This window comes from Candidatus Delongbacteria bacterium (genome assembly GCA_020634015.1).
In the GTDB taxonomy this organism is placed as follows: Bacteria; CAIWAD01; CAIWAD01; order CAIWAD01; family CAIWAD01; genus JACKCN01.
In genome coordinates this window covers 132,125-148,757 of record JACKCN010000008.1, presented here as the reverse complement: position 1 = coordinate 148,757, position 16,633 = coordinate 132,125, and the positions used below count along the sequence as shown (strand labels likewise).

General features: G+C 63.7%; 22 protein-coding genes. 17 read left to right on the top strand and 5 right to left on the bottom strand.

All coding sequences use genetic code 11. The features are described 5' to 3' along the window. Positions 1 to 65: 65 nt before the first annotated feature. Together H6678_14375 and H6678_14370 are read right to left on the bottom strand one after the other, a co-directional pair. Positions 66 to 689 carry a poly-gamma-glutamate hydrolase family protein gene (locus H6678_14375; protein MCB9474982.1) on the bottom strand — a complete coding sequence of 208 codons (624 nt, stop codon included), beginning with the start codon at positions 687 to 689 and terminating at the stop codon, positions 66 to 68. After that, on the bottom strand, positions 686 to 1,102 hold the full coding sequence (locus H6678_14370; protein MCB9474981.1) for a YjbQ family protein: 417 nt from the start codon (positions 1,100 to 1,102) through the stop codon (positions 686 to 688). The genes H6678_14375 and H6678_14370 overlap by 4 nt, the downstream gene beginning before the upstream one ends. A 186-nt stretch (positions 1,103 to 1,288) precedes the next feature. Between H6678_14370 and H6678_14365 the strand changes: the two genes are divergently transcribed. The 12 genes from H6678_14365 to gltA all read left to right on the top strand — a co-directional run bounded on the left by H6678_14365 (position 1,289) and on the right by gltA (position 10,445). Beyond that, on the top strand, positions 1,289 to 1,564 hold the full coding sequence (locus H6678_14365) for a hypothetical protein (protein ID MCB9474980.1): 276 nt from the start codon (positions 1,289 to 1,291) through the stop codon (positions 1,562 to 1,564). 632 nt (positions 1,565 to 2,196) lie between these two features. Next, the gene (locus H6678_14360) at positions 2,197 to 2,796 is read left to right on the top strand and encodes a spore maturation protein (GenBank protein ID MCB9474979.1); all 600 of its coding nucleotides are present in this window, start codon (positions 2,197 to 2,199) and stop codon (positions 2,794 to 2,796) included. Then, positions 2,789 to 3,334: a spore maturation protein gene (locus H6678_14355; protein ID MCB9474978.1), complete on the top strand. Its 546-nt coding sequence runs from the start codon at positions 2,789 to 2,791 to the stop codon at positions 3,332 to 3,334. Before H6678_14360 ends, H6678_14355 begins: the two co-directional genes overlap by 8 nt. 54 nt (positions 3,335 to 3,388) lie before the next feature. Next, on the top strand, positions 3,389 to 3,913 hold the full coding sequence (locus H6678_14350) for a DUF84 family protein (protein MCB9474977.1): 525 nt from the start codon (positions 3,389 to 3,391) through the stop codon (positions 3,911 to 3,913). Between the two features lie 38 nt (positions 3,914 to 3,951). Beyond that, entirely contained in the window at positions 3,952 to 4,392 is a 441-nt protein-coding gene (locus H6678_14345) for a DUF1499 domain-containing protein (protein ID MCB9474976.1), read from the top strand. Positions 4,393 to 4,516: 124 nt separating this feature from the next. Then, on the top strand, positions 4,517 to 4,675 hold the full coding sequence (locus H6678_14340) for a CDGSH iron-sulfur domain-containing protein (protein ID MCB9474975.1): 159 nt from the start codon (positions 4,517 to 4,519) through the stop codon (positions 4,673 to 4,675). A 2-nt stretch (positions 4,676 to 4,677) separates the two neighbouring features. Beyond that, a complete protein-coding gene (locus H6678_14335) occupies positions 4,678 to 5,559 on the top strand; it encodes an aldo/keto reductase (GenBank protein MCB9474974.1) in 882 nt (293 codons plus the stop codon). A gap of 188 nt (positions 5,560 to 5,747) precedes the next feature. Continuing rightward, positions 5,748 to 6,755: a HAMP domain-containing histidine kinase gene (locus H6678_14330; protein MCB9474973.1), complete on the top strand. Its 1,008-nt coding sequence runs from the start codon at positions 5,748 to 5,750 to the stop codon at positions 6,753 to 6,755. A gap of 112 nt (positions 6,756 to 6,867) precedes the next feature. Then, positions 6,868 to 7,497 (top strand): chromophore lyase CpcT/CpeT, encoded by a 630-nt coding sequence (locus tag H6678_14325; protein ID MCB9474972.1) that lies wholly within the window; start codon positions 6,868 to 6,870, stop codon positions 7,495 to 7,497. Beyond that, positions 7,497 to 7,973 (top strand): SRPBCC family protein, encoded by a 477-nt coding sequence (locus H6678_14320; protein ID MCB9474971.1) that lies wholly within the window; start codon positions 7,497 to 7,499, stop codon positions 7,971 to 7,973. The genes H6678_14325 and H6678_14320 overlap by 1 nt, the downstream gene beginning before the upstream one ends. Positions 7,974 to 8,106: 133 nt before the next feature. After that, complete coding sequence (locus H6678_14315) at positions 8,107 to 8,988, top strand: sulfide/dihydroorotate dehydrogenase-like FAD/NAD-binding protein (GenBank protein ID MCB9474970.1); 882 nt, start codon at positions 8,107 to 8,109, stop codon at positions 8,986 to 8,988. A gap of 5 nt (positions 8,989 to 8,993) precedes the next feature. Continuing rightward, positions 8,994 to 10,445 (top strand): NADPH-dependent glutamate synthase, encoded by a 1,452-nt coding sequence (gltA, locus tag H6678_14310; protein ID MCB9474969.1) that lies wholly within the window; start codon positions 8,994 to 8,996, stop codon positions 10,443 to 10,445. On the opposite strand, the gene H6678_14305 is transcribed toward gltA, so the two are convergent. Next, positions 10,439 to 10,939 (bottom strand): D-tyrosyl-tRNA(Tyr) deacylase, encoded by a 501-nt coding sequence (locus H6678_14305; protein ID MCB9474968.1) that lies wholly within the window; start codon positions 10,937 to 10,939, stop codon positions 10,439 to 10,441. The genes gltA and H6678_14305 overlap by 7 nt on opposite strands. A gap of 392 nt (positions 10,940 to 11,331) precedes the next feature. Between H6678_14305 and H6678_14300 the strand changes: the two genes are divergently transcribed. The 5 genes from H6678_14300 to H6678_14280 all read left to right on the top strand — a co-directional run bounded on the left by H6678_14300 (position 11,332) and on the right by H6678_14280 (position 14,762). Next, positions 11,332 to 12,558 carry a molybdopterin molybdotransferase MoeA gene (locus tag H6678_14300; GenBank protein ID MCB9474967.1) on the top strand — a complete coding sequence of 409 codons (1,227 nt, stop codon included), beginning with the start codon at positions 11,332 to 11,334 and terminating at the stop codon, positions 12,556 to 12,558. 10 nt (positions 12,559 to 12,568) lie between these two features. Further along, complete coding sequence (gene moaC / locus H6678_14295) at positions 12,569 to 13,036, top strand: cyclic pyranopterin monophosphate synthase MoaC (protein MCB9474966.1); 468 nt, start codon at positions 12,569 to 12,571, stop codon at positions 13,034 to 13,036. A gap of 193 nt (positions 13,037 to 13,229) precedes the next feature. Next, complete coding sequence (locus tag H6678_14290; GenBank protein ID MCB9474965.1) at positions 13,230 to 14,069, top strand: NTP transferase domain-containing protein; 840 nt, start codon at positions 13,230 to 13,232, stop codon at positions 14,067 to 14,069. Next, entirely contained in the window at positions 14,066 to 14,317 is a 252-nt protein-coding gene (locus tag H6678_14285; GenBank protein MCB9474964.1) for a MoaD/ThiS family protein, read from the top strand. The genes H6678_14290 and H6678_14285 overlap by 4 nt, the downstream gene beginning before the upstream one ends. Further along, the gene (locus H6678_14280) at positions 14,277 to 14,762 is read left to right on the top strand and encodes a molybdenum cofactor biosynthesis protein MoaE (GenBank protein ID MCB9474963.1); all 486 of its coding nucleotides are present in this window, start codon (positions 14,277 to 14,279) and stop codon (positions 14,760 to 14,762) included. The genes H6678_14285 and H6678_14280 overlap by 41 nt, the downstream gene beginning before the upstream one ends. A 188-nt stretch (positions 14,763 to 14,950) precedes the next feature. Here the strand turns inward: H6678_14280 and H6678_14275 are convergent, their stop codons facing one another. Next, positions 14,951 to 15,193: a hypothetical protein gene (locus H6678_14275; protein ID MCB9474962.1), complete on the bottom strand. Its 243-nt coding sequence runs from the start codon at positions 15,191 to 15,193 to the stop codon at positions 14,951 to 14,953. A gap of 638 nt (positions 15,194 to 15,831) precedes the next feature. Next, positions 15,832 to 16,605: an AMP nucleosidase gene (locus H6678_14270; GenBank protein ID MCB9474961.1), complete on the bottom strand. Its 774-nt coding sequence runs from the start codon at positions 16,603 to 16,605 to the stop codon at positions 15,832 to 15,834. Between the last annotated feature and the right edge of the window lie 28 nt (positions 16,606 to 16,633).

Below are 16,633 nucleotides of genomic sequence, written 5' to 3'. Positions count from 1 at the left end.
GGACTACGATGGATTGGCGCTCCAGCAGCAATCCAGACGCTTCATCGACGTCTCCGGATACTGTATCACGCCTTGCTCAACGTCTCGCCGAAGTCCCGCAGCGCCTGCCCAAGCAGGGCCACCAGCGCGGGACGCACGTCCGCCGTGCGCAGGGGGGCGCCCAGCTCCAGTTGCACGCCCGCGTGTCGCAGACCCCGGTTGCAGATGTTGCGCGGATGGCGACCGGAAAAGCGCTTCAGCTCCTCCAGCACGAATCCCCCGGCCTCAAGAGCCTGGGCCAGATGCTGCGCGAATTCGCCATCCCGTCCCCCCACGCAGACCGTGGCCTTGCGGGTGGCACGACCGTGCAGCGCCAGCACACGCGGTGAGCGGGCCAGCAATTCCAGGCAGCGCGGCTCGTCGAAGTGGTGGCTCGTGATGTGCAGCACGTTGTTGTCGCCGCCCTGCCGAATTCCTTCCAGCGCATAGAAGCTGTGTTCGGTGCCGGCCAGGGATCGTGCCAGGGGCAGTGTTCCCGGTTCGATGCCTCCGCCGTGAGGCGCGATCACGCTCAGCCAGGAATCCCGCGGGGTACAGTGGATGCGGAAGTCCTGCCCCTCGACCTGCTCGCGCGCCAGCTCCGCGAAGTTCCGGTAGCGATCGCCGGAAGGGCCCCTGGCGGGGCGGTCGCCAAAGGAACTGTCGCTCACTGTCCCACCAGAGTCAGCAGCACACGCCGGCTGTGGGCGCGGGTACGGTGCTCCCAGAGATACAGTCCCTGCCAGGTGCCCAGGGCCAGACTGCCGGAACGGACGGGCAGACTGAGCGAGTTGCTGGTCAGCACGCTGCGCAGGTGGGCGGCCATGTCGTCGGGGCCTTCATCGCGATGGCGGAATCGCGGGTCACCATCCTGGACCGAGTCGGCGAACCAGCACTCCAGATCCTGGCGCACGCGCGGGTCGGCGTTCTCGCACAGAATCAGCGAGGCGCTGGTATGCGCCACGAAGACATGGCACAGACCGTCGGTCCGGGGCAGGGACGCCAGCCACTTGCGGACGGCCGGGCCCAGGTCCGTGAATCCACGCCCGTTCGTGGCAACACTGAATTCGTGGGTGTGCACCATTCGGGGTCTCCTGGAACGACGGGTTGGCGGAGTGCGATGTCCGCATGGGTGCGGGGATTCTGGCAAGCACCATGCATCAGCTGCGGCGCAAGGCGCCGTCCGCTGCATGCAGGTGCCCTCGACCCCACATGTAATCAACGCCATAAATCATATTGGGCGCTGGCTCAGAAAACAACGGGGAACGCAATGATCACCAAATCCCATCACATTCACACCCAGGATGGGTCGGTTCGCGTGGGTGGAGTCTACTGGTACGAAGACAGCCAGGCCCGGATCAAGGTGGAAGTGGTACAGGATCTCTCCGACCGCGAATGGGTCAAACTGCTGCTCAGGCAGCTGCCCGAAGGCTCGCGCCAGGTGGCCAACTGGGAGCCCTTCGTTGTCAAGGGGCTGCGCGGCAACTTCGAGTACCGCAGCAGCTGGAAACTGCTGGACCAGAACACGGCCCCCGCCAGGGTCTGATCCCCCGGCAAGGTCAACAGAACCAACCCCGTGATGCGCTCCGACAGGTCGGAATGCGTCACGGGGTTCGTGTCTCCGGCCCATGCCCGGAGCCTGGTGCGTGGTCCGCACATAAAAAAGCCGGCCCATTCAGCGGTATGGGCCGGCGCTCCGAACAAGGAACAAACTGCCTGATTCATCCCTTATGAAAATCTGTCTCCTCACCTCCGGGAGATCTCGGGGACAGACACACGTCACCCCGAATGGGGTGCTGGAGTTGAGTTAGAGGGATTTGCCAATTCAGTTGGCCAAATCAGGCACGAAACGTGCCAAGTCTTCAATGCTTGTATTCCAAGCAGTTAGCTCTCGGGCAGCTTGAACTCCTGTCCAATTTCCGACAGTGGAATCAAAGCTGTTGTTCAACCACTTCCCCTTTAAGAACAGTGAAATTGGCCATGCCGAACAAAAATCTGCCATAACGCGGGACTTTCTCCCGAGTCACGCAGGAGCCTCGAGGACCATCCGGCACCATGTGGCACAGCCTGGCAGAGGCACTCGTTGGCCTTTCTGAGCGTATTCGCGAGCTTGTGGGCCACGACCGGTCACGAAATCCACCGGTCCTGCGGCCCACGGACTCAACAGGGGAAACGCGCATGCTGAACTATCTCTGGCTGGGGCTTGTGCTGTCCAGCGTGATCGTGGGGTTCTTCACCGGTCGCCTGCCGGAAGTCACTCAGGCGGCTTTCAACATGGCGGAGACCGCCGTCACCATCGCGATCGGGCTGGTCGGGGTGATGAGTCTCTGGCTGGGTGTGATGCGCATCGCCGAAAAGGCAGGCATCATCCGCGGCCTGGCCTGGCTGCTCAAGCCGGTCTTCCGCAGACTTTTTCCCGATATCCCCGATGGACATCCCGCGCTGGGCAGCATCCTGCTCAACGTGAGCGCTTCCTGGCTCGGCCTGGGCAATGCCGCCACCCCCCTGGGCCTGAAAGCCATGGAGCAGCTTCAGGAGCTGAATTCCGTGAAGGACAGCGCCAGCGACAGCCAGGTCACCTTCCTGGCGATCAACACCGCCAGCATCACCTTGATTCCCAGCACGATCATCGCGGTACGTGTCACAGCAGGCAGTGCCAGCCCCACGGAAATCATCGGCACCACCCTGTTCGCCTCCGGGTGCGCCACCGTGGTCGCCATCGTTGCCAGTCGCCTGCTGCGCCATCTCTTCCCGCAGAAGGGGGCCGCGGATGCCTGAGAGCCTGCGCACCATCCTGGACACGGTCAGCGTGTCCCTGATTCCCATTTTTCTGGCCCTGGTGCCACTGGTGGCCATCACGCGCCGGGTCAAGGTCTACGAGGAGTTTGTCGAAGGCGCCAAGGAGGGATTCTCCGTGGCCCTGAGAATCATTCCCTATCTGGTGGCCATGCTCGTGGCAATCGGCATGTTCCGGGCCAGTGGCGCGCTGGATGTCTTCGCGCGAGTGGTGTCTCCCCTGACCGACCTGATCGGGATGCCCGCCGAAATCCTGCCCGCCGCCCTGATGCGTCCTCTCTCGGGCTCGGGCAGTCTGGGCCTGGTCACCGAACTGATCAACACCCATGGCCCCGACTCCTTCATCGGCCGATTGGCTTCCACCCTCTACGGCAGCACCGAGACCACTTTCTACGTGCTGGCCGTGTACTTCGGCTCGGTGGGCATCTCGCGTGGGCGGCATGCGGTACTGGCCGGCCTGTGCGCCGACCTGGCGGGCGTGCTGGCCGCCGTGTTCATCTGCCGGATGATGTTCCTGTAACCCGAAGGGGGGCAGCCCATGCAACGGATCCTGGCGGTCGGTTCCCGGAATCCGGTGAAACACGACGCGGTACGCCTGGCCTGCGAGCGCCTGTTTCCCGCCCAGGTGCTGGAGCTGCAGGCCGTGGAGGCGTCCTCGGGCGTGCCCGAACAACCCTGGGGCGACGGCGAGACACGTCAGGGGGCACTCAATCGTGCGAGCGGCGCTCTGGCGGCCCTGCCCGGAGCCTGGCTGGGAATCGGCCAGGAAGGCGGAGTGGTGGAAACTCCGGCAGGCCTGCTGGCCTGTGCCTGGTTCGCCGTCACCGACGGCACCCGGATCGGCGAGGGCCGCAGCGCGTCCTTTCCTCTTCCTCCCGCACTGGAACGCCTCGTGCGCTCCGGCATGGAACTGGGCCACGCGGTGGACCAGGTTTTTGGCCGCGAGAACAGCAAACAGCAGGAAGGTGCCATCGGCCTGCTGAGCGCGGGTGCCCTGGGGCGCCGAGAACTGTATGCCCAGGGCCTGCTGATGGCGCTGTTGCCTTTTCTGCCTGAATCACCCTACCCAAGGCTCAAGTCGGAGATCCCCCACCCATGAACGCCACCTGCTGGTTGTTTCCTGCCCTGTCCGTCCTGATGCTCAGCGCCTGCTCGGGTCACCGCCCGGCTCTGGACGGCCCCGGCGCCCCGCGTCTCACACCCTGTGTGCGCACCACCAACTGCGTCTGCAGCGACGACACCGGACGCGCGTCGGAGATTGAACCCTTCGTGATCCAGGGCAATGCCGAGCTGGCGTGGGAAACCCTGCGCTCGGCTCTGACCAGTGCCACACGCACGCGCATCACGGACGAAACGCCGCGCTACCTGCGCGCCGAGTGCCGTAGTTTCCTGTTCCGATTCGTCGACGACCTGGAATTCCAGCTTCGTCCCGACGAGGATGGTGAAGGCGGCCTGATCGCCGTGCGCTCCTCGGCCCGGGTGGGCATTTCGGATCTGGGGGTCAACCGGCGTCGAGTGGAAGGCTATCGCCAGATCCTGCAGCGAGCCGGAGTCGTGGAGCCGTCGTCCACACCCTGATGGATCGGGGCAGGGAGTTCGCTTCTTCGCGCCGGGGTGCTTCTCTTCCTGGAGGCGCACCAGCGGTTGCACCCGCTCGACGCGTCGTTTCGCACGCCGATCACAACACACGGGAGAACGTTTCATGAGTGCCATGCGCATCGCCGGCCGCCGACCCGAGATCGTGACTCTGACCGCCGGTGAAACCGTCTGGTGGTGTCGCTGCGGCCAGTCCGGCAATCACCCTTGGTGCGATGGCCAGCATGCGACGCTGCCCCGTGACCCAGCGTCCGATCAGGCCTGAGCATGCAATACCGGGCACTGGGCAACACGGGTCTGATGGTGTCGGTCCTTGGGCTGGGAACCGGAGAGTGGGGCGATCCACGTGCCGACGAACCCCAACTGGAACACCTGCTGGCACGAGCCATCGACCTGGGCATCACGCTCATCGACACCGCTCCGTCCTACGGGCTGAGTGAAGAGCGCCTTGGCCGGATGCTGGCCAGCCAGCCCCAAGAGCTGATTCTGTCCACCAAGGTCGGCTACGGCATCGAGGGCGTGCCGGACTGGACGCCCGAATGCATCCGTCTGGGAGTGGACCGGGCGCTCAGGCGCCTGCGCCGGGACTGCGTGGACATCGTGCATCTGCATTCCTGCCCCGCGCACACTCTGGAATGCAATGGAGTGCTGGACGCCCTGCACGAGGCTCGCGAGGCCGGCAAGATCCGTGTGGTGGCCTACTCGGGCGAGAACGAGGCTCTGGACCTGGCGTTGCGGGACATGCGCGTGGGCAGTGTGATGAGCTCGCTCAACCTGTGCGACCAACGCGTACTGGACAATCCGCGCCTGCAGGAAGGCCTGGCCCGGGGCTGCGGCTGGCTTGTGAAACGCCCACTGTGCAATGCGGTCTGGCGCCACGCCGAGTGCCCCCAACGGCCGGACCTGGCCGAATATTGGAGGCGCTGGCATGCATTGTCATTGCCCACGGCCCCGGATACCGCTGCTCTGGCGATGCGTTTCGTGTTGTCCTGCAGCACCGTATCCAGCGCCGTCGTGGGCATCGGATCGGAAGCACACCTGCTGTCCTGTGTCGCCGCTGCCCGTGAACCGGCTCTGGAAGCCGATGTCATGCGTGACATGCGCGCACACTGGCATTCCGTCGAACAGAGTTGGCCCGGGCTGATCTGATCGTGTCCGTTCTGTATAACGGTGTTGTATTTGCAAATGGACAATTTCATTCGACTCTCTGCCCGATCCGCCTTAGATTGGCCCATCTTGACTTATCACGATTGATGCACTTGCGGTATCACTCGATTCTGTCGGTCCGGGAGGGCGCTCCTTCCTGACCGAAGTGGCGACACACGGAACAGCAACGCATGGTCATGTCTCTCGATTCGATCGAACAACAGGCTCCCGAAGACGGCCTTCACGGTACGGCATCCCGTCTGAGGCCGCTGCCCATCGCGCTTCTCGTGGCGGGCATCTATACCATCGCAAGCGTGGTCTACATTCGGGTTTCCAGTTCGATCGCGGCCCGTCTGTCCCATTCGGTGGCCGAAATGCAGGCGATCGAACAGTACAAGGGCATCTTCTTCGTACTGGTCACGGGCCTTCTGCTGTTCGTGATCGCCTGGCTGCTGCTGAATGCCCTGCGCCGGCGCGATGAGGAACTGCTGCGCAATCGCAACGTGCTCATCTCAAGCGAGCGTGTGGCCATCGCGGGTATCTTCGCGTCGTCCATGGCACACGATGTCAACAACATCCTCACCGCCATCCAGGGCAATCTGGAACTGCTGATGGAGTACGGCTCACCGGACCCCACCCATCGGACCATGCTGGCCGATGCCTACCAGGCCGGTGAACGACTGGGTCAGGTTTCCCGCCGGTTGATGCACTCCGCGCGCAGCCATACTCCCGGGCAGATCACCAACCTGGATCTGGTACCCATCATCCAGGAAGCGGCGGACTTCGCCCATTCGCACCAGAAAGTCCGCCAGCGCCATGTGTCACTCGAGTTGCCCGACACATGCGTCATGCCCGTGAATGCCCCCATGGTGACTCGCTCCCTGCTGAACCTGATCATCAATGCGGCGGATGCAACAGCTCCCGGGGGGCGCATCCAGGTGGTGCTGGATGTCCAGGAAAAGGAGGTCGTTCTGCAGGTGCACGACGACGGCCCCGGGATTCCCGGCCATCAGCTCGAGCGGATCTTCGAACCCTTCTTCACGTCCAAGGAAGACGGGAATGGCCTGGGCTTGCTGTCCGTGCGCAGTTGCGCCCAGGAACACGGGGGGCGGGTCCTGTATCGCCAATCCCCTCTGGGCGGTGCCTGTTTCGAACTGTATCTGGCATGCAACAGCGCTCTGACGCCCCAGTCGGCGTAAGATGGCGCTCACGGCCTCCCTGGACACCTCTGCCAGCCTTTCCCCACAAGTTTCCTGCCTGCGAGCTGCGTATATTCCGCGGTCACGTCCACGTTGATTCACGGAGTCCTTCATGCGCCTGCTGACCCTTTTCCTGCTTGCGGCAACCCAATGCCCGGCAAGCCAGGCCCGACCCCCCGCCCTGGACCTGTTGGTGCACTTGATGTCCGGTTCATTCAGCAGCCAGGATCAGGCACTGCAGGACAGCAGTTACTTCGACATCCGGCTGGAAATGGCCCCGGTTTTTCCCGAGCGCGAGGATGGCCATTGGCTTTACGTGGAACAGGCCGTGGCCGAGCATCTGGACCGCCCCTATCGCCAGCGCGTGTACCACGTGGAATCCACGGAGCAGGGATTCATCAGCGCGGTCTTCGAGATTCCCGACCCACTGCGGTTCGCCGGGGACTTCGCCAGCGCCAGGCCCCTGGCGGGACTCACGCCTGATTCGCTGAGTGCACGCGAGGGCTGCGCCGTGATCCTGACCCAGCAGGCGGACTCTCTGTTTGCCGGCAGCACCCCGGGCAAGGAGTGTCTCAGCAGCCTGCGTGGCGCCACCTGGGCCAGTTCACAGGTCGAGATCGGTCCGGGATGGATCACAAGCTGGGACAGAGGGTACGACGCCGAAGACCAGCAGGTCTGGGGAGCCGAAAAGGGCCCCTACCTGTTTCTGCGTGTGCCATCCGCGGTCGGTGCGGAAAACTGATGGGCTGGACCACACGCGACCAGATCTTCGAGACATCATTTGACCTGCGCCTGCCACTGGCCCAGGTATTTGACTTCTTCGCCGACGCCGGCAACCTGGAACGGATCACACCGGACAAACTGTCTTTCCAGATCGTCTCGCCGCAGCCCATCGAGATGCGCGACGGTGCCTTGATTGACTATCGCCTGAGTCTGATGGGAGTCCCGTTCACGTGGCGTACCAGGATCACGCGCTGGGATCCGCCCCGCCAGTTCGAGGACACACAGCTGGCCGGTCCGTACCGCAAGTGGGTGCACACCCACTCCTTCAGCGAGCACGACGGCCTCACCACGATCAGTGATCGGGTCGTGTATCAACTGCCGTTCTGGCCGCTTGGCCAGCTGGGATTGCCCTTTGTGCGCCGCCAGGTACGGCAGATCTTCCGCTTCCGCGAGCAGGCCATTCGCGCCTGGTTCCAGCAGACTGAGGCTCGCTGACGCCCCTTTCACGCCGTTTTTGCCTCCAGCCCACTTCCGGACCTGCCCAAAACCCGGGATCAATTCTTTCCAATTCCGCATTGCAAATACAACCAATGCTGTTAATCTTTCAACAGGTGTCTTTGGAGGCCTGATGAACACTATTCTTCGAACGTCCACCCTCGCGCCCGGCATTCATGATCTGCATGTCCAGTCCCCGCGCATCGCCCGCAAATGCCGCCCAGGGCAGTTTCTCATGCTGCGCCTGTATGAAGGCGGCGAACGCATTCCCCTGACCATTGCCGACTCCGACCCGGTTGAGGGCTGGTTGCGTCTGATCGTGCAGACGGTGGGGCGAACAACCAGGGAACTGGTTCTTCTGAAACCGGGCGAGAAGATCCTCGATCTTGCCGGCCCGCTGGGGCATCCCACCGAGATCGCCTTCAGGGGCACCGTGGTCTGTGTGGCGGGCGGCATCGGAGCCGCACCGATCCTGCCCATCGCCCGTGCCCTGAAGGCCGTTGGCAACCGTGTGATCGTGATCCTGGGCGCGCGCAACGCGGCGCAGATGATCCTGCAGAAGGAACTGGAGCTCTGCAGCGACCGGCTTCTGCTGTGCAGCGACGATGGCAGTGCAGGTCTGCCCGGTCAGGTCACCGCAGTCCTGGAACCCATGCTGCGGTCCGACTCACGTCCCGATCAGGTCCTGGCCATCGGCCCGGTGGCCATGATGGCAGCCGTCAGTGAAATGACCCGCGCACTGGCCATCCCCACGATCGTCAGTCTCAACGCCACCATGGTGGACGGCACCGGCATGTGCGGCGGGTGTCGGGTAAGCATTGGCTCAACTACCCGTTTCGTCTGTGTCGACGGACCCGAATTCGACGGGCATCTGGTGGATTTCCACGAATTGCAGAACCGGCAGCATGCCTACTCCAGGCAGGAGCAACAGGCCATGGAGCAACCCCATCGCTGTCGTCTCGAGCGCACCGAGTCCGCCCTGTTGCGCGATGAGCATCGGAGGACCCCGGCATGATCACCATGGAACCGGTCGCCAAAGCCCGTCCGGGCAGTGTGGCACGAGTGCCCATGCCCATGCAGGAACCGGCTGAGCGCATTCACAACTTCCAGGAAGTGCCCACGGGGTATACGCCCGCGCTGGCCCAGCGAGAGGCCAGTCGCTGCCTGGAGTGCAAGGATCCCCTGTGTGTCAGGGGCTGCCCAGTGGGCGTGGACATCCGGGGCTTCGTGACGGCGATCCGCGATGGCGACTTCGCCCGGGCAATACACACAATCCGTCAGGACAATGCCCTGCCGGCCGTCTGCGGCCGGGTCTGCCCCCAGGAAACCCAGTGCGAGCAGCTGTGTGTACTGGGCAAGAAGCACGAACCCGTGGCCATCGGCCGGCTCGAGCGATTTGCCGCCGACTGGGAACGCGAGCAGCTGCCGGCGCCCTCCGTGCGCCCCGAGCCTCGGGGTGGCAGACGCATCGCCGTGGTGGGCAGTGGCCCTGCGGGCCTGACCGTCGCCGGGGATCTGGCCCGGCTGGGGCATTCCGTGACGCTGTTCGAAGCGCTGCACAAGGCCGGGGGTGTGCTCATGTACGGCATTCCCGAGTTCCGCCTGCCCAAGGCCATCGTCCAGGAAGAGGTGGACCGCATCTGCGCTCTGGGAGTGAAACTGGTCACGAACGCGGTCATCGGCCGCATGATCACGGTCAGTGAGCTGCTCGAGGAAGAGGGATTCGACGGAGTGTTCCTGGGTGTCGGGGCCGGCCTGCCCTGGTTTCTGGACATTCCCGGAGAAAACCTGAACGGTGTCTACTCGGCCAACGAGTATCTCACGCGCGTGAATCTGATGAGCGCCTGGGACTTTCCCAATTCCGACACCCCTGTGCGTCCTGCGCGCCGTGTGGCAGTCTTCGGGGGCGGCAACGTGGCCATGGATGCGGCGCGTACCGCCGTGCGACTGGGAGCCGAGGAGGTTCACATCATCTACCGCCGCAGCCGGGAGGAAATGCCCGCGCGCCAGGAGGAGATCGAGCACGCTCTGGAAGAAGGGGTGAGGTTGCAGCTGCTGTACTCACCGCTGCGCATCGGCGATGATGGCGCGGGCAATGTGCGCTCCGTGCTCTGTCAGCGCATGGAACTGGGCGAGCCGGACAGCAGTGGACGCCGTCGCCCCCTGCCTGTGCCCAACAGCGAGTTCGAACTGGAGACCGACGCGGTGATCGTGGCCATCGGCAATGGCGCCAACCCGCTGCTGACGGGCGCCACGCCGCAGCTTGAACTCAATCGCAAGGGCAACATCGTGGCCGAATCCGGCAGCGGGCGCACCTCGATTCCGGGTGTCTACGCCGGTGGCGACATCGTGCTGGGCGCGGCCACGGTCATTCTGGCCATGGGTGCGGGCAGGCGTGCCGCAGCGGCCATCCATCACGACCTGCAGGTCAGGTTTCCCGGGATAGGCACCACGGGCGAGTTTCATCACTGACGGGACAATTCGTCCGTATCCAGCAACACGGTCACCGGGCCATCGGCCTCGATGCCCAGATCCATGTGATCTCCAAAGACCCCGCAGGCCACGCCCACACCCTCGGCCCGCAGGGCGGCCGCCATGGCCTCATACAGCGGAATCGCCTGCTCCGGTGGCGCGGCATTGCCGTAGTACGGACGGCGACCGCGTCTGGCATCGGCAAACAAGGTGAACTGACTCACAAGCAGGACCTCCCCGGCCTGTCCCTCGGGCCCGTCGGCGTGTTCACCGGCCGATGGACCGTTCATCTCCAGCAGGCCAAGGTTCATCACACCTTTCGCGTCGGGCATCAGGCGCAGAGTGGCGATACGCCGCGCCAGGGCCCGCACCTCCTCGGGTCCGTCCTGGCCGTGAATTCCCAGCAGCACCAGGTATCCCCGGCCGATCCGGTTCACGGGTCCGCTTTCGCAGCGCACCTCGGCCCGGTGCACTCTCTGGATCAGGGCTCGCATCGCACGGTCTCCGGATTTGACACTTGTTCCCTTGAACGAGGAGTGAAGATCCTGAACACTGGGCACAATCCGCAGACCCCGAAGCGGCAGCTCTTCAGCTTTGATGTGTGCCGTCTGCACTCTGTACTCCTTTGTGATTCCAGCACTTCCATTCGACCCGGCAAAAATTGTCATTCATGGCATGGCAATTGCAGATGGGGCGACGACTCCCGGAGCGCCGGGACCTTCCCGCGTGCCCGAACGCACCCCGAATGATCAGCCATGGAACATCTCCTGACCGCAATGTTGGATAGCGGCCAAGGCGGTAACCCCTTGCAAGAGGGGAAAGAGAGCGAAAGGGGCACCCGTGTGTCCCTTTCGTGTTGTTGGCCGGATTCCTACACTTGGCCCCTATGACCGTAACAGAGAACTCCCCTTTGCACAGCGTTCAGCACGCGACCCAGCTGATTCACAGTGTGCGGATCCCCCCGGAGACGGAATGGGTACCCTGGACCGCGGCCATTGGCCGTGTGCTGGCCCAGCCGATTCGTGCCGACCGGGATTTTCCGCCATTCGATCGCGTGGCCATGGACGGTGTGGCGCTCCAGCATTCGCGCTGGGTCGCTGGCCAGAGAGTCTTTCCGGTGCAGGGCAGCCAGGCCGCCGGCCAGCCTCGAGGCACGCTGGCAAGCCCGGAGGCCTGTCTGGAAGTCATGACGGGCGCACCATTGCCCCGGGGCTGTGACTGTGTGATCCCCGTGGAACTGCTCGCCCGCGAAGGAGGTGGCGTGCGTCTCAGCGAGGACGCGGCCCCTGTCCCGATGCGCCACGTGCATCTCCAGGCCAGCGACCGGAAGCAGGGCGACTGTCTGCTGAATGCGGGCACACGCCTGCGTTCGCCCGAAATCGCGGTGGCGGTGACCGTGGGACTGGCCAGGATTCCCGTGATCCAGCGCCCACGCATCACGGTTCTGGCGACCGGAGACGAGCTGGTTCCCGTGGAGAACACTCCCCTGCCGCACCAGATTCGTCAATCGAACGGGCCCGCCCTGGTGGCCGCCCTGCAACGGGCGGGCCACGATGTATTGCCCCTGTGTCATGTGCCCGACGACGCCATCGCGCTGGATCTTGCGCTGGAGCGTGCGCTCGGCGAATCCCGGGTTGTCGTGCTCAGCGGCGGAGTCTCCATGGGGCGCCACGACCTGGTGCCGGAGGCCCTCGCACGCCATGGAGTGCGCGCCGTGTTCCACAAGGTCAGCCAGCGTCCGGGCAAGCCGCTCTGGTTCGGGCGGGACGAGTCGGGCCACACGGTGTTCGCGCTGCCCGGCAATCCTGTAAGCACCGCAGTCTGCCTGCATCGCTACGTGCTTCCCTGGCTGGAACACTGTCTCACGGGAATCGCACCGGAACCGCAGCGCCTGCGCCTCGCGGAGGATGTGTCGTTCCAGGCGCCGCTGAGTTTCTTCCTGCCGGTGAAGCTGGATGCCGATTCCGAGGGTCGCGCTCTTGCCAGGCCAGTCCCGACGGCCGGCTCGGGCGATTTCGCCCGACTGTGCGCCAGCGATGGTTTTGTGGAACTGCCCCGGGGACCTCGCCTGCATCCCGCGGGCGAGAGCGTGCCCTGGTGGCCCTGGATCTGAAGGAGGCCCGATGCTGAGCCATGTGGACCCGCAGGGCAGACCCGGCATGGTGGATGTGGGCGACAAGCACCCCAGCGATCGTCGCGCACTGGCACTGGGCGAAGTACAGTTGCCCGAAGAGCTGGCGGCTCTGTTCCAGGACGGGGAGTACCACAGCCCCAAGGGCCCCGTGTTCCAGACCGCGATCATCGCCGGAACCATGGCCGCCAAGAACTGCTCGTCCCTGATTCCCTTCTGCCACCCTCTTCCCATCGATGGCTGCCGGCTCGAGATCGAGTTGCAGCAGCGTACCGTGACGATCCGTTGCGAGGTGCGCGTGCATCATCGCACGGGGGTGGAGATGGAAGCCCTCACCGCCGTCAGCGTGGCGGCCCTGACCGTGTACGACATGTGCAAGGCCGTGACCCACGCGATGGTCATCGGGCCCATCCGGCTGCTCGAGAAGGAAGGGGGGCGCCATGTCGTCCGACAGGACTGAATGCGGCCTGCCGTCCGGTTCACCGCCCGTCAGCCATTCCGGACCGCTGCGCATCACCTGCACCGGGGGCGAGGCCTCCGAGCGACTGGCGCTCTGTGCCGATGTGGCCGGCGATCTGGGCCGCGAGTACCGGGTGCTGCTGCAACGGGGCAACCAGTTGCCCCCGCTGGAAGAAGCCGATGGCGGCGACCCAATGCTCCAGGTTCTGGAAGTCACCGGGGATGAGATTCGCTGGGTGCGGCGGGGCCGGCGCGATCACTTTTCCCCGCTTGCCGAGTGGGACGAGGCGGAAATCGTGTTTCTGGTCGATGGAGACCCGATCCGCGACGGACAGGAGCTTGCCCTGCATCTTGAAGCAGACACGGAAGGCGACCGCACGCAGATCTGGCACGCGGAATCCGGGGCCCTGCCTGTGAATTCACTGCGGCACGCCTTGCGCGAGACAAGTGCCCGGGCACCACTCTTCGGTCTGGTGCTGGCCGGTGGCCACAGTCGCCGGATGGGCCGGGACAAGGCCGAACTGCCCTTCGTGGGAATCCCGCAATGGAAACGTGCGCTGGAGACGCTTTCGCCGCATTGTACCCAGACGCTTCTTTCGCGCCGCTCCGACCAGGACTGCCCTGCGGACACTCCCTGCATCACCGACCGTTTCCTGGATTTCGGGCCGATGGGCGGCATGCTCTCGGCCATGCACGCGCATCCGGGTGCTGCATGGCTGGTACTGGCCTGCGATCTGCCTTTCGTGGACGGCGCGGTGCTGGAACACCTGATCCGGAATCGTCGTCACACGGCACTGGCCACGGCCTATGCAGACCCCGCCAGCGGACTGCCCGAGCCCTTGTGCGCCATCTGGGAACCACGCATGAAAGCGCGTCTGCACCGTTTCATGGCCGAGGGCGTGCACTGTCCTCGCAAGGCATTGATCCGCTCGCACATCTCCCTTCTGGCGCTGGAAACCAGAAATGCCCTGGACAACATCAATCGGCCCGAAGACTACCAGCGGGCTCTGGAACGGCTGAAGGACACTCCATGAACGAGACCCGCAGGATCCAGGTCGAGTACTTTGCCCTGTTGCGCGAACAGGCGGGCTGCAGCCGGGAGACCCGGGTGAGCGCGGCCAAGGACGCGGGGGCCCTGTTTGCGGAACTGGCGGCCCAGCATGGGTTCACTCTCACGCGCCAACACTTGCGCGTGGCCGTCAATGACGAGTTCGCCGACTGGCACACCGAACTGCAGGAAGATGACCGGGTGGTCTTCATCCCACCGGTCGCGGGAGGTTGAGATGTTCGTGCTGAGCAAGGACCCCATCGATTGTGCGCGCCTGTCCCGCGAGCTGGATCTGCCGGCCGCGGGGGCTCTGGTGACCTTCGAAGGTCGGGTACGGGCCGAGAACGAAGGCCGGGATGTGCTGAGGCTTGAGTACGAAGCCTATGCCGGCTTGGCCGAGAAGGAAGCGCAGCGCATTCTGGACGAGGCACGTGGGCGCTTTCCCGTGCTGGACATTCGCTGTCAGCACCGGATCGGGTTGCTGGAGATCGGTGAGGTGGCGGTCTGGGTGGGAGCCCTGTCAGGCCACAGAGGCGAGGCCTTTGACGCGTGTCAGTTCGTCATTGACGAATTGAAGCAGCGAGTACCCATCTGGAAGAAGGAATACTGGACGGATGGAGACTCGGGATGGGTGCGTTGCGAGCACTGCGCACACCCGCACGGGCATCAGGAGACCTGAAGAGGGTCCCGCCGGGCCCGCATATTCCGCTTCAGTGGCCCTGGAATCGGGCCACTGAAGCGGCTCAGCGCAGGCAGTCCACTCCGCAGGACGGATCCGGAGAGTGGGTCAATGGTGGCAGTATTCTGTGTGAAGCGAAGGCGGACAACGGCAACTGTTCCGGAACCGGACTGGAGGCCCTCAGGGGCCTAGAAGGAAATGTCGCCGCCGATTTCCCCTTCCTTCTTGATCCAGCGATAGACGCTGCGCTCACTGACCTGCATGTACTGGGCAGCGGCACGGATATCCCCCTGATAGCGGTTCAGGATTTCCATGACCACGCGGCAGGTGAATTCTTCCTGGGCCCGCTTCAGACTGAAGCTGTTGCGATCCAGATCCGGAGTCCAGGATCGTGCAGGCTCGTAAGTAAGCTCAATTGATTTTCTGGCCATCTCAACCCCATATCTGTCTGTCCTGACACCGGCTTCTCTGACAGTTTTTTCTGAGTAAGCCTTGCAGAAACAGTAGGTTAATTTGTGCTGTTTGGCAAGCAGGAAAAACTGCGTCTCCGCATGAATCCTGCTTCTCACGGCTGATTCTGACCATTTGTGGTCAAAATCGGCTGAACCCTCCAACCCAGGCAGCAAAACAACCCGAAAACCCGTTCCGGAACCCGGCGACGAGCGCTGTTTCCAGCCAATCGCAAAGCAAGAGTCAGCTTCAACTGCCAGAGGGGGTAGAATCCGGCGGGGAATTTCAGAATCTTCCCGCAGAATTCACCCCGCTGGGGCACAAAAAGTGCTCCCTTTCAGGGGCCGGTACTCACCTGAACCTTCTACCCAAGCCCTTTCAACCTGAGCGGCAGGGGATGGTCGATCTTGCAGTCTGCGATTGACCAAAGCAAATCATGGGCCGATTGACCGCCAGGCTCACCAGACCAAGGCTGGAGAGTCTCATCTGGACAAATCTGGCTTGCTTTGCTGCAGGCCCCTTCTATCGGACAGCGAGCGGGCGAATTCACTCGATTCGCGGAAAAATCACCCCCGAGACGAAAAAAGTTCTGCGGGGCTTGGCAGCTTCATTGGCAGCTTCAATAGTAGAAGTGCTTGATCTGTTCACCCTTGAGTCCGATCTCGGCCATGGCCTCGATGCCGATTTCCAGGTGCAGGCGCGACCATATCTGGGTCACGGCGGCGTCGGAGCGCTCGGTCTTCACCCCTTCGGGCGTGATGGGTACATCCGAGACCAGCAACAGGGCACCCCGCGCGATCTGGTTGTAATGGCCCACGATGAAGAGCGTGGCGGTCTCCATGTCAATGGCCAGGCAGGTCAGGTCCTGCAGGCGTTGCTGGAAAGCCGAATCGTGCTCCCAGACTCGCCGGTTGGTGGTGTACACGACACCCGTGCGATACTCGAGCTGACGGGCAACGATCTTTTCCGAGACGAACTTGTGCAGTTTGAACGAGGGCAATGCGGGCACTTCGGGCGGGAAGTAGTCGTTGCCGGTGCCTTCGCCGCGGATGGCCGCGATCGGCAGCACCAGATGCCCCAGTTCCGTCGAGGACTTGAGGCCACCGCACTTGCCCAGGAACAGCACGCCCTTGGGCTCCACGGCAATCAGCAGGTCCATGATCGTGGCGGCATTGGCACTGCCGATGCCGAAGTTGATGATCGTGAGACCGGAGCCATTGGTCGCAGCCTGCATCGGCCGCCCCTGGCCGAAGATGTCGCAGTTGAACATGGCGGCAAAGTCGTTCAGGTAATGGCTGAAGTTGGTGAGCAGGATATACTCACCAAAGTTCTCAAGAGGCATGCCGGTGTAGCGGGGCAGCCAGCTTCTGGCGATATCCAGCTTGTTCAGCATTTCATCTTCCGCGTTCCGCTCGGGCGCG

Bases quoted from the DNA above. Each gene is read 5' to 3' on its own strand.
- H6678_14370 (MCB9474981.1), bottom strand. From the start codon at position 1,102: ATGGTGCACACCCACGAATTCAGTGTTGCCACGAACGGGCGTGGATTC.
- H6678_14365 (MCB9474980.1), top strand. From the start codon at position 1,289: ATGATCACCAAATCCCATCACATTCACACCCAGGATGGGTCGGTTCGC.
- H6678_14360 (MCB9474979.1), top strand. From the start codon at position 2,197: ATGCTGAACTATCTCTGGCTGGGGCTTGTGCTGTCCAGCGTGATCGTG.
- H6678_14355 (MCB9474978.1), top strand. From the start codon at position 2,789: ATGCCTGAGAGCCTGCGCACCATCCTGGACACGGTCAGCGTGTCCCTG.
- H6678_14345 (MCB9474976.1), top strand. From the start codon at position 3,952: ATGCTCAGCGCCTGCTCGGGTCACCGCCCGGCTCTGGACGGCCCCGGC.
- H6678_14340 (MCB9474975.1), top strand. From the start codon at position 4,517: ATGAGTGCCATGCGCATCGCCGGCCGCCGACCCGAGATCGTGACTCTG.
- H6678_14335 (MCB9474974.1), top strand. From the start codon at position 4,678: ATGCAATACCGGGCACTGGGCAACACGGGTCTGATGGTGTCGGTCCTT.
- H6678_14330 (MCB9474973.1), top strand. From the start codon at position 5,748: ATGGTCATGTCTCTCGATTCGATCGAACAACAGGCTCCCGAAGACGGC.
- H6678_14325 (MCB9474972.1), top strand. From the start codon at position 6,868: ATGCGCCTGCTGACCCTTTTCCTGCTTGCGGCAACCCAATGCCCGGCA.
- H6678_14320 (MCB9474971.1), top strand. From the start codon at position 7,497: ATGGGCTGGACCACACGCGACCAGATCTTCGAGACATCATTTGACCTG.
- H6678_14315 (MCB9474970.1), top strand. From the start codon at position 8,107: ATGAACACTATTCTTCGAACGTCCACCCTCGCGCCCGGCATTCATGAT.
- gltA (MCB9474969.1), top strand. From the start codon at position 8,994: ATGGAACCGGTCGCCAAAGCCCGTCCGGGCAGTGTGGCACGAGTGCCC.
- H6678_14305 (MCB9474968.1), bottom strand. From the start codon at position 10,939: ATGCGAGCCCTGATCCAGAGAGTGCACCGGGCCGAGGTGCGCTGCGAA.
- H6678_14300 (MCB9474967.1), top strand. From the start codon at position 11,332: ATGACCGTAACAGAGAACTCCCCTTTGCACAGCGTTCAGCACGCGACC.
- moaC (MCB9474966.1), top strand. From the start codon at position 12,569: ATGCTGAGCCATGTGGACCCGCAGGGCAGACCCGGCATGGTGGATGTG.
- H6678_14290 (MCB9474965.1), top strand. From the start codon at position 13,230: ATGCTCCAGGTTCTGGAAGTCACCGGGGATGAGATTCGCTGGGTGCGG.
- H6678_14285 (MCB9474964.1), top strand. From the start codon at position 14,066: ATGAACGAGACCCGCAGGATCCAGGTCGAGTACTTTGCCCTGTTGCGC.
- H6678_14280 (MCB9474963.1), top strand. From the start codon at position 14,277: ATGACCGGGTGGTCTTCATCCCACCGGTCGCGGGAGGTTGAGATGTTC.
- H6678_14275 (MCB9474962.1), bottom strand. From the start codon at position 15,193: ATGGCCAGAAAATCAATTGAGCTTACTTACGAGCCTGCACGATCCTGG.
- H6678_14270 (MCB9474961.1), bottom strand. From the start codon at position 16,605: ATGCTGAACAAGCTGGATATCGCCAGAAGCTGGCTGCCCCGCTACACC.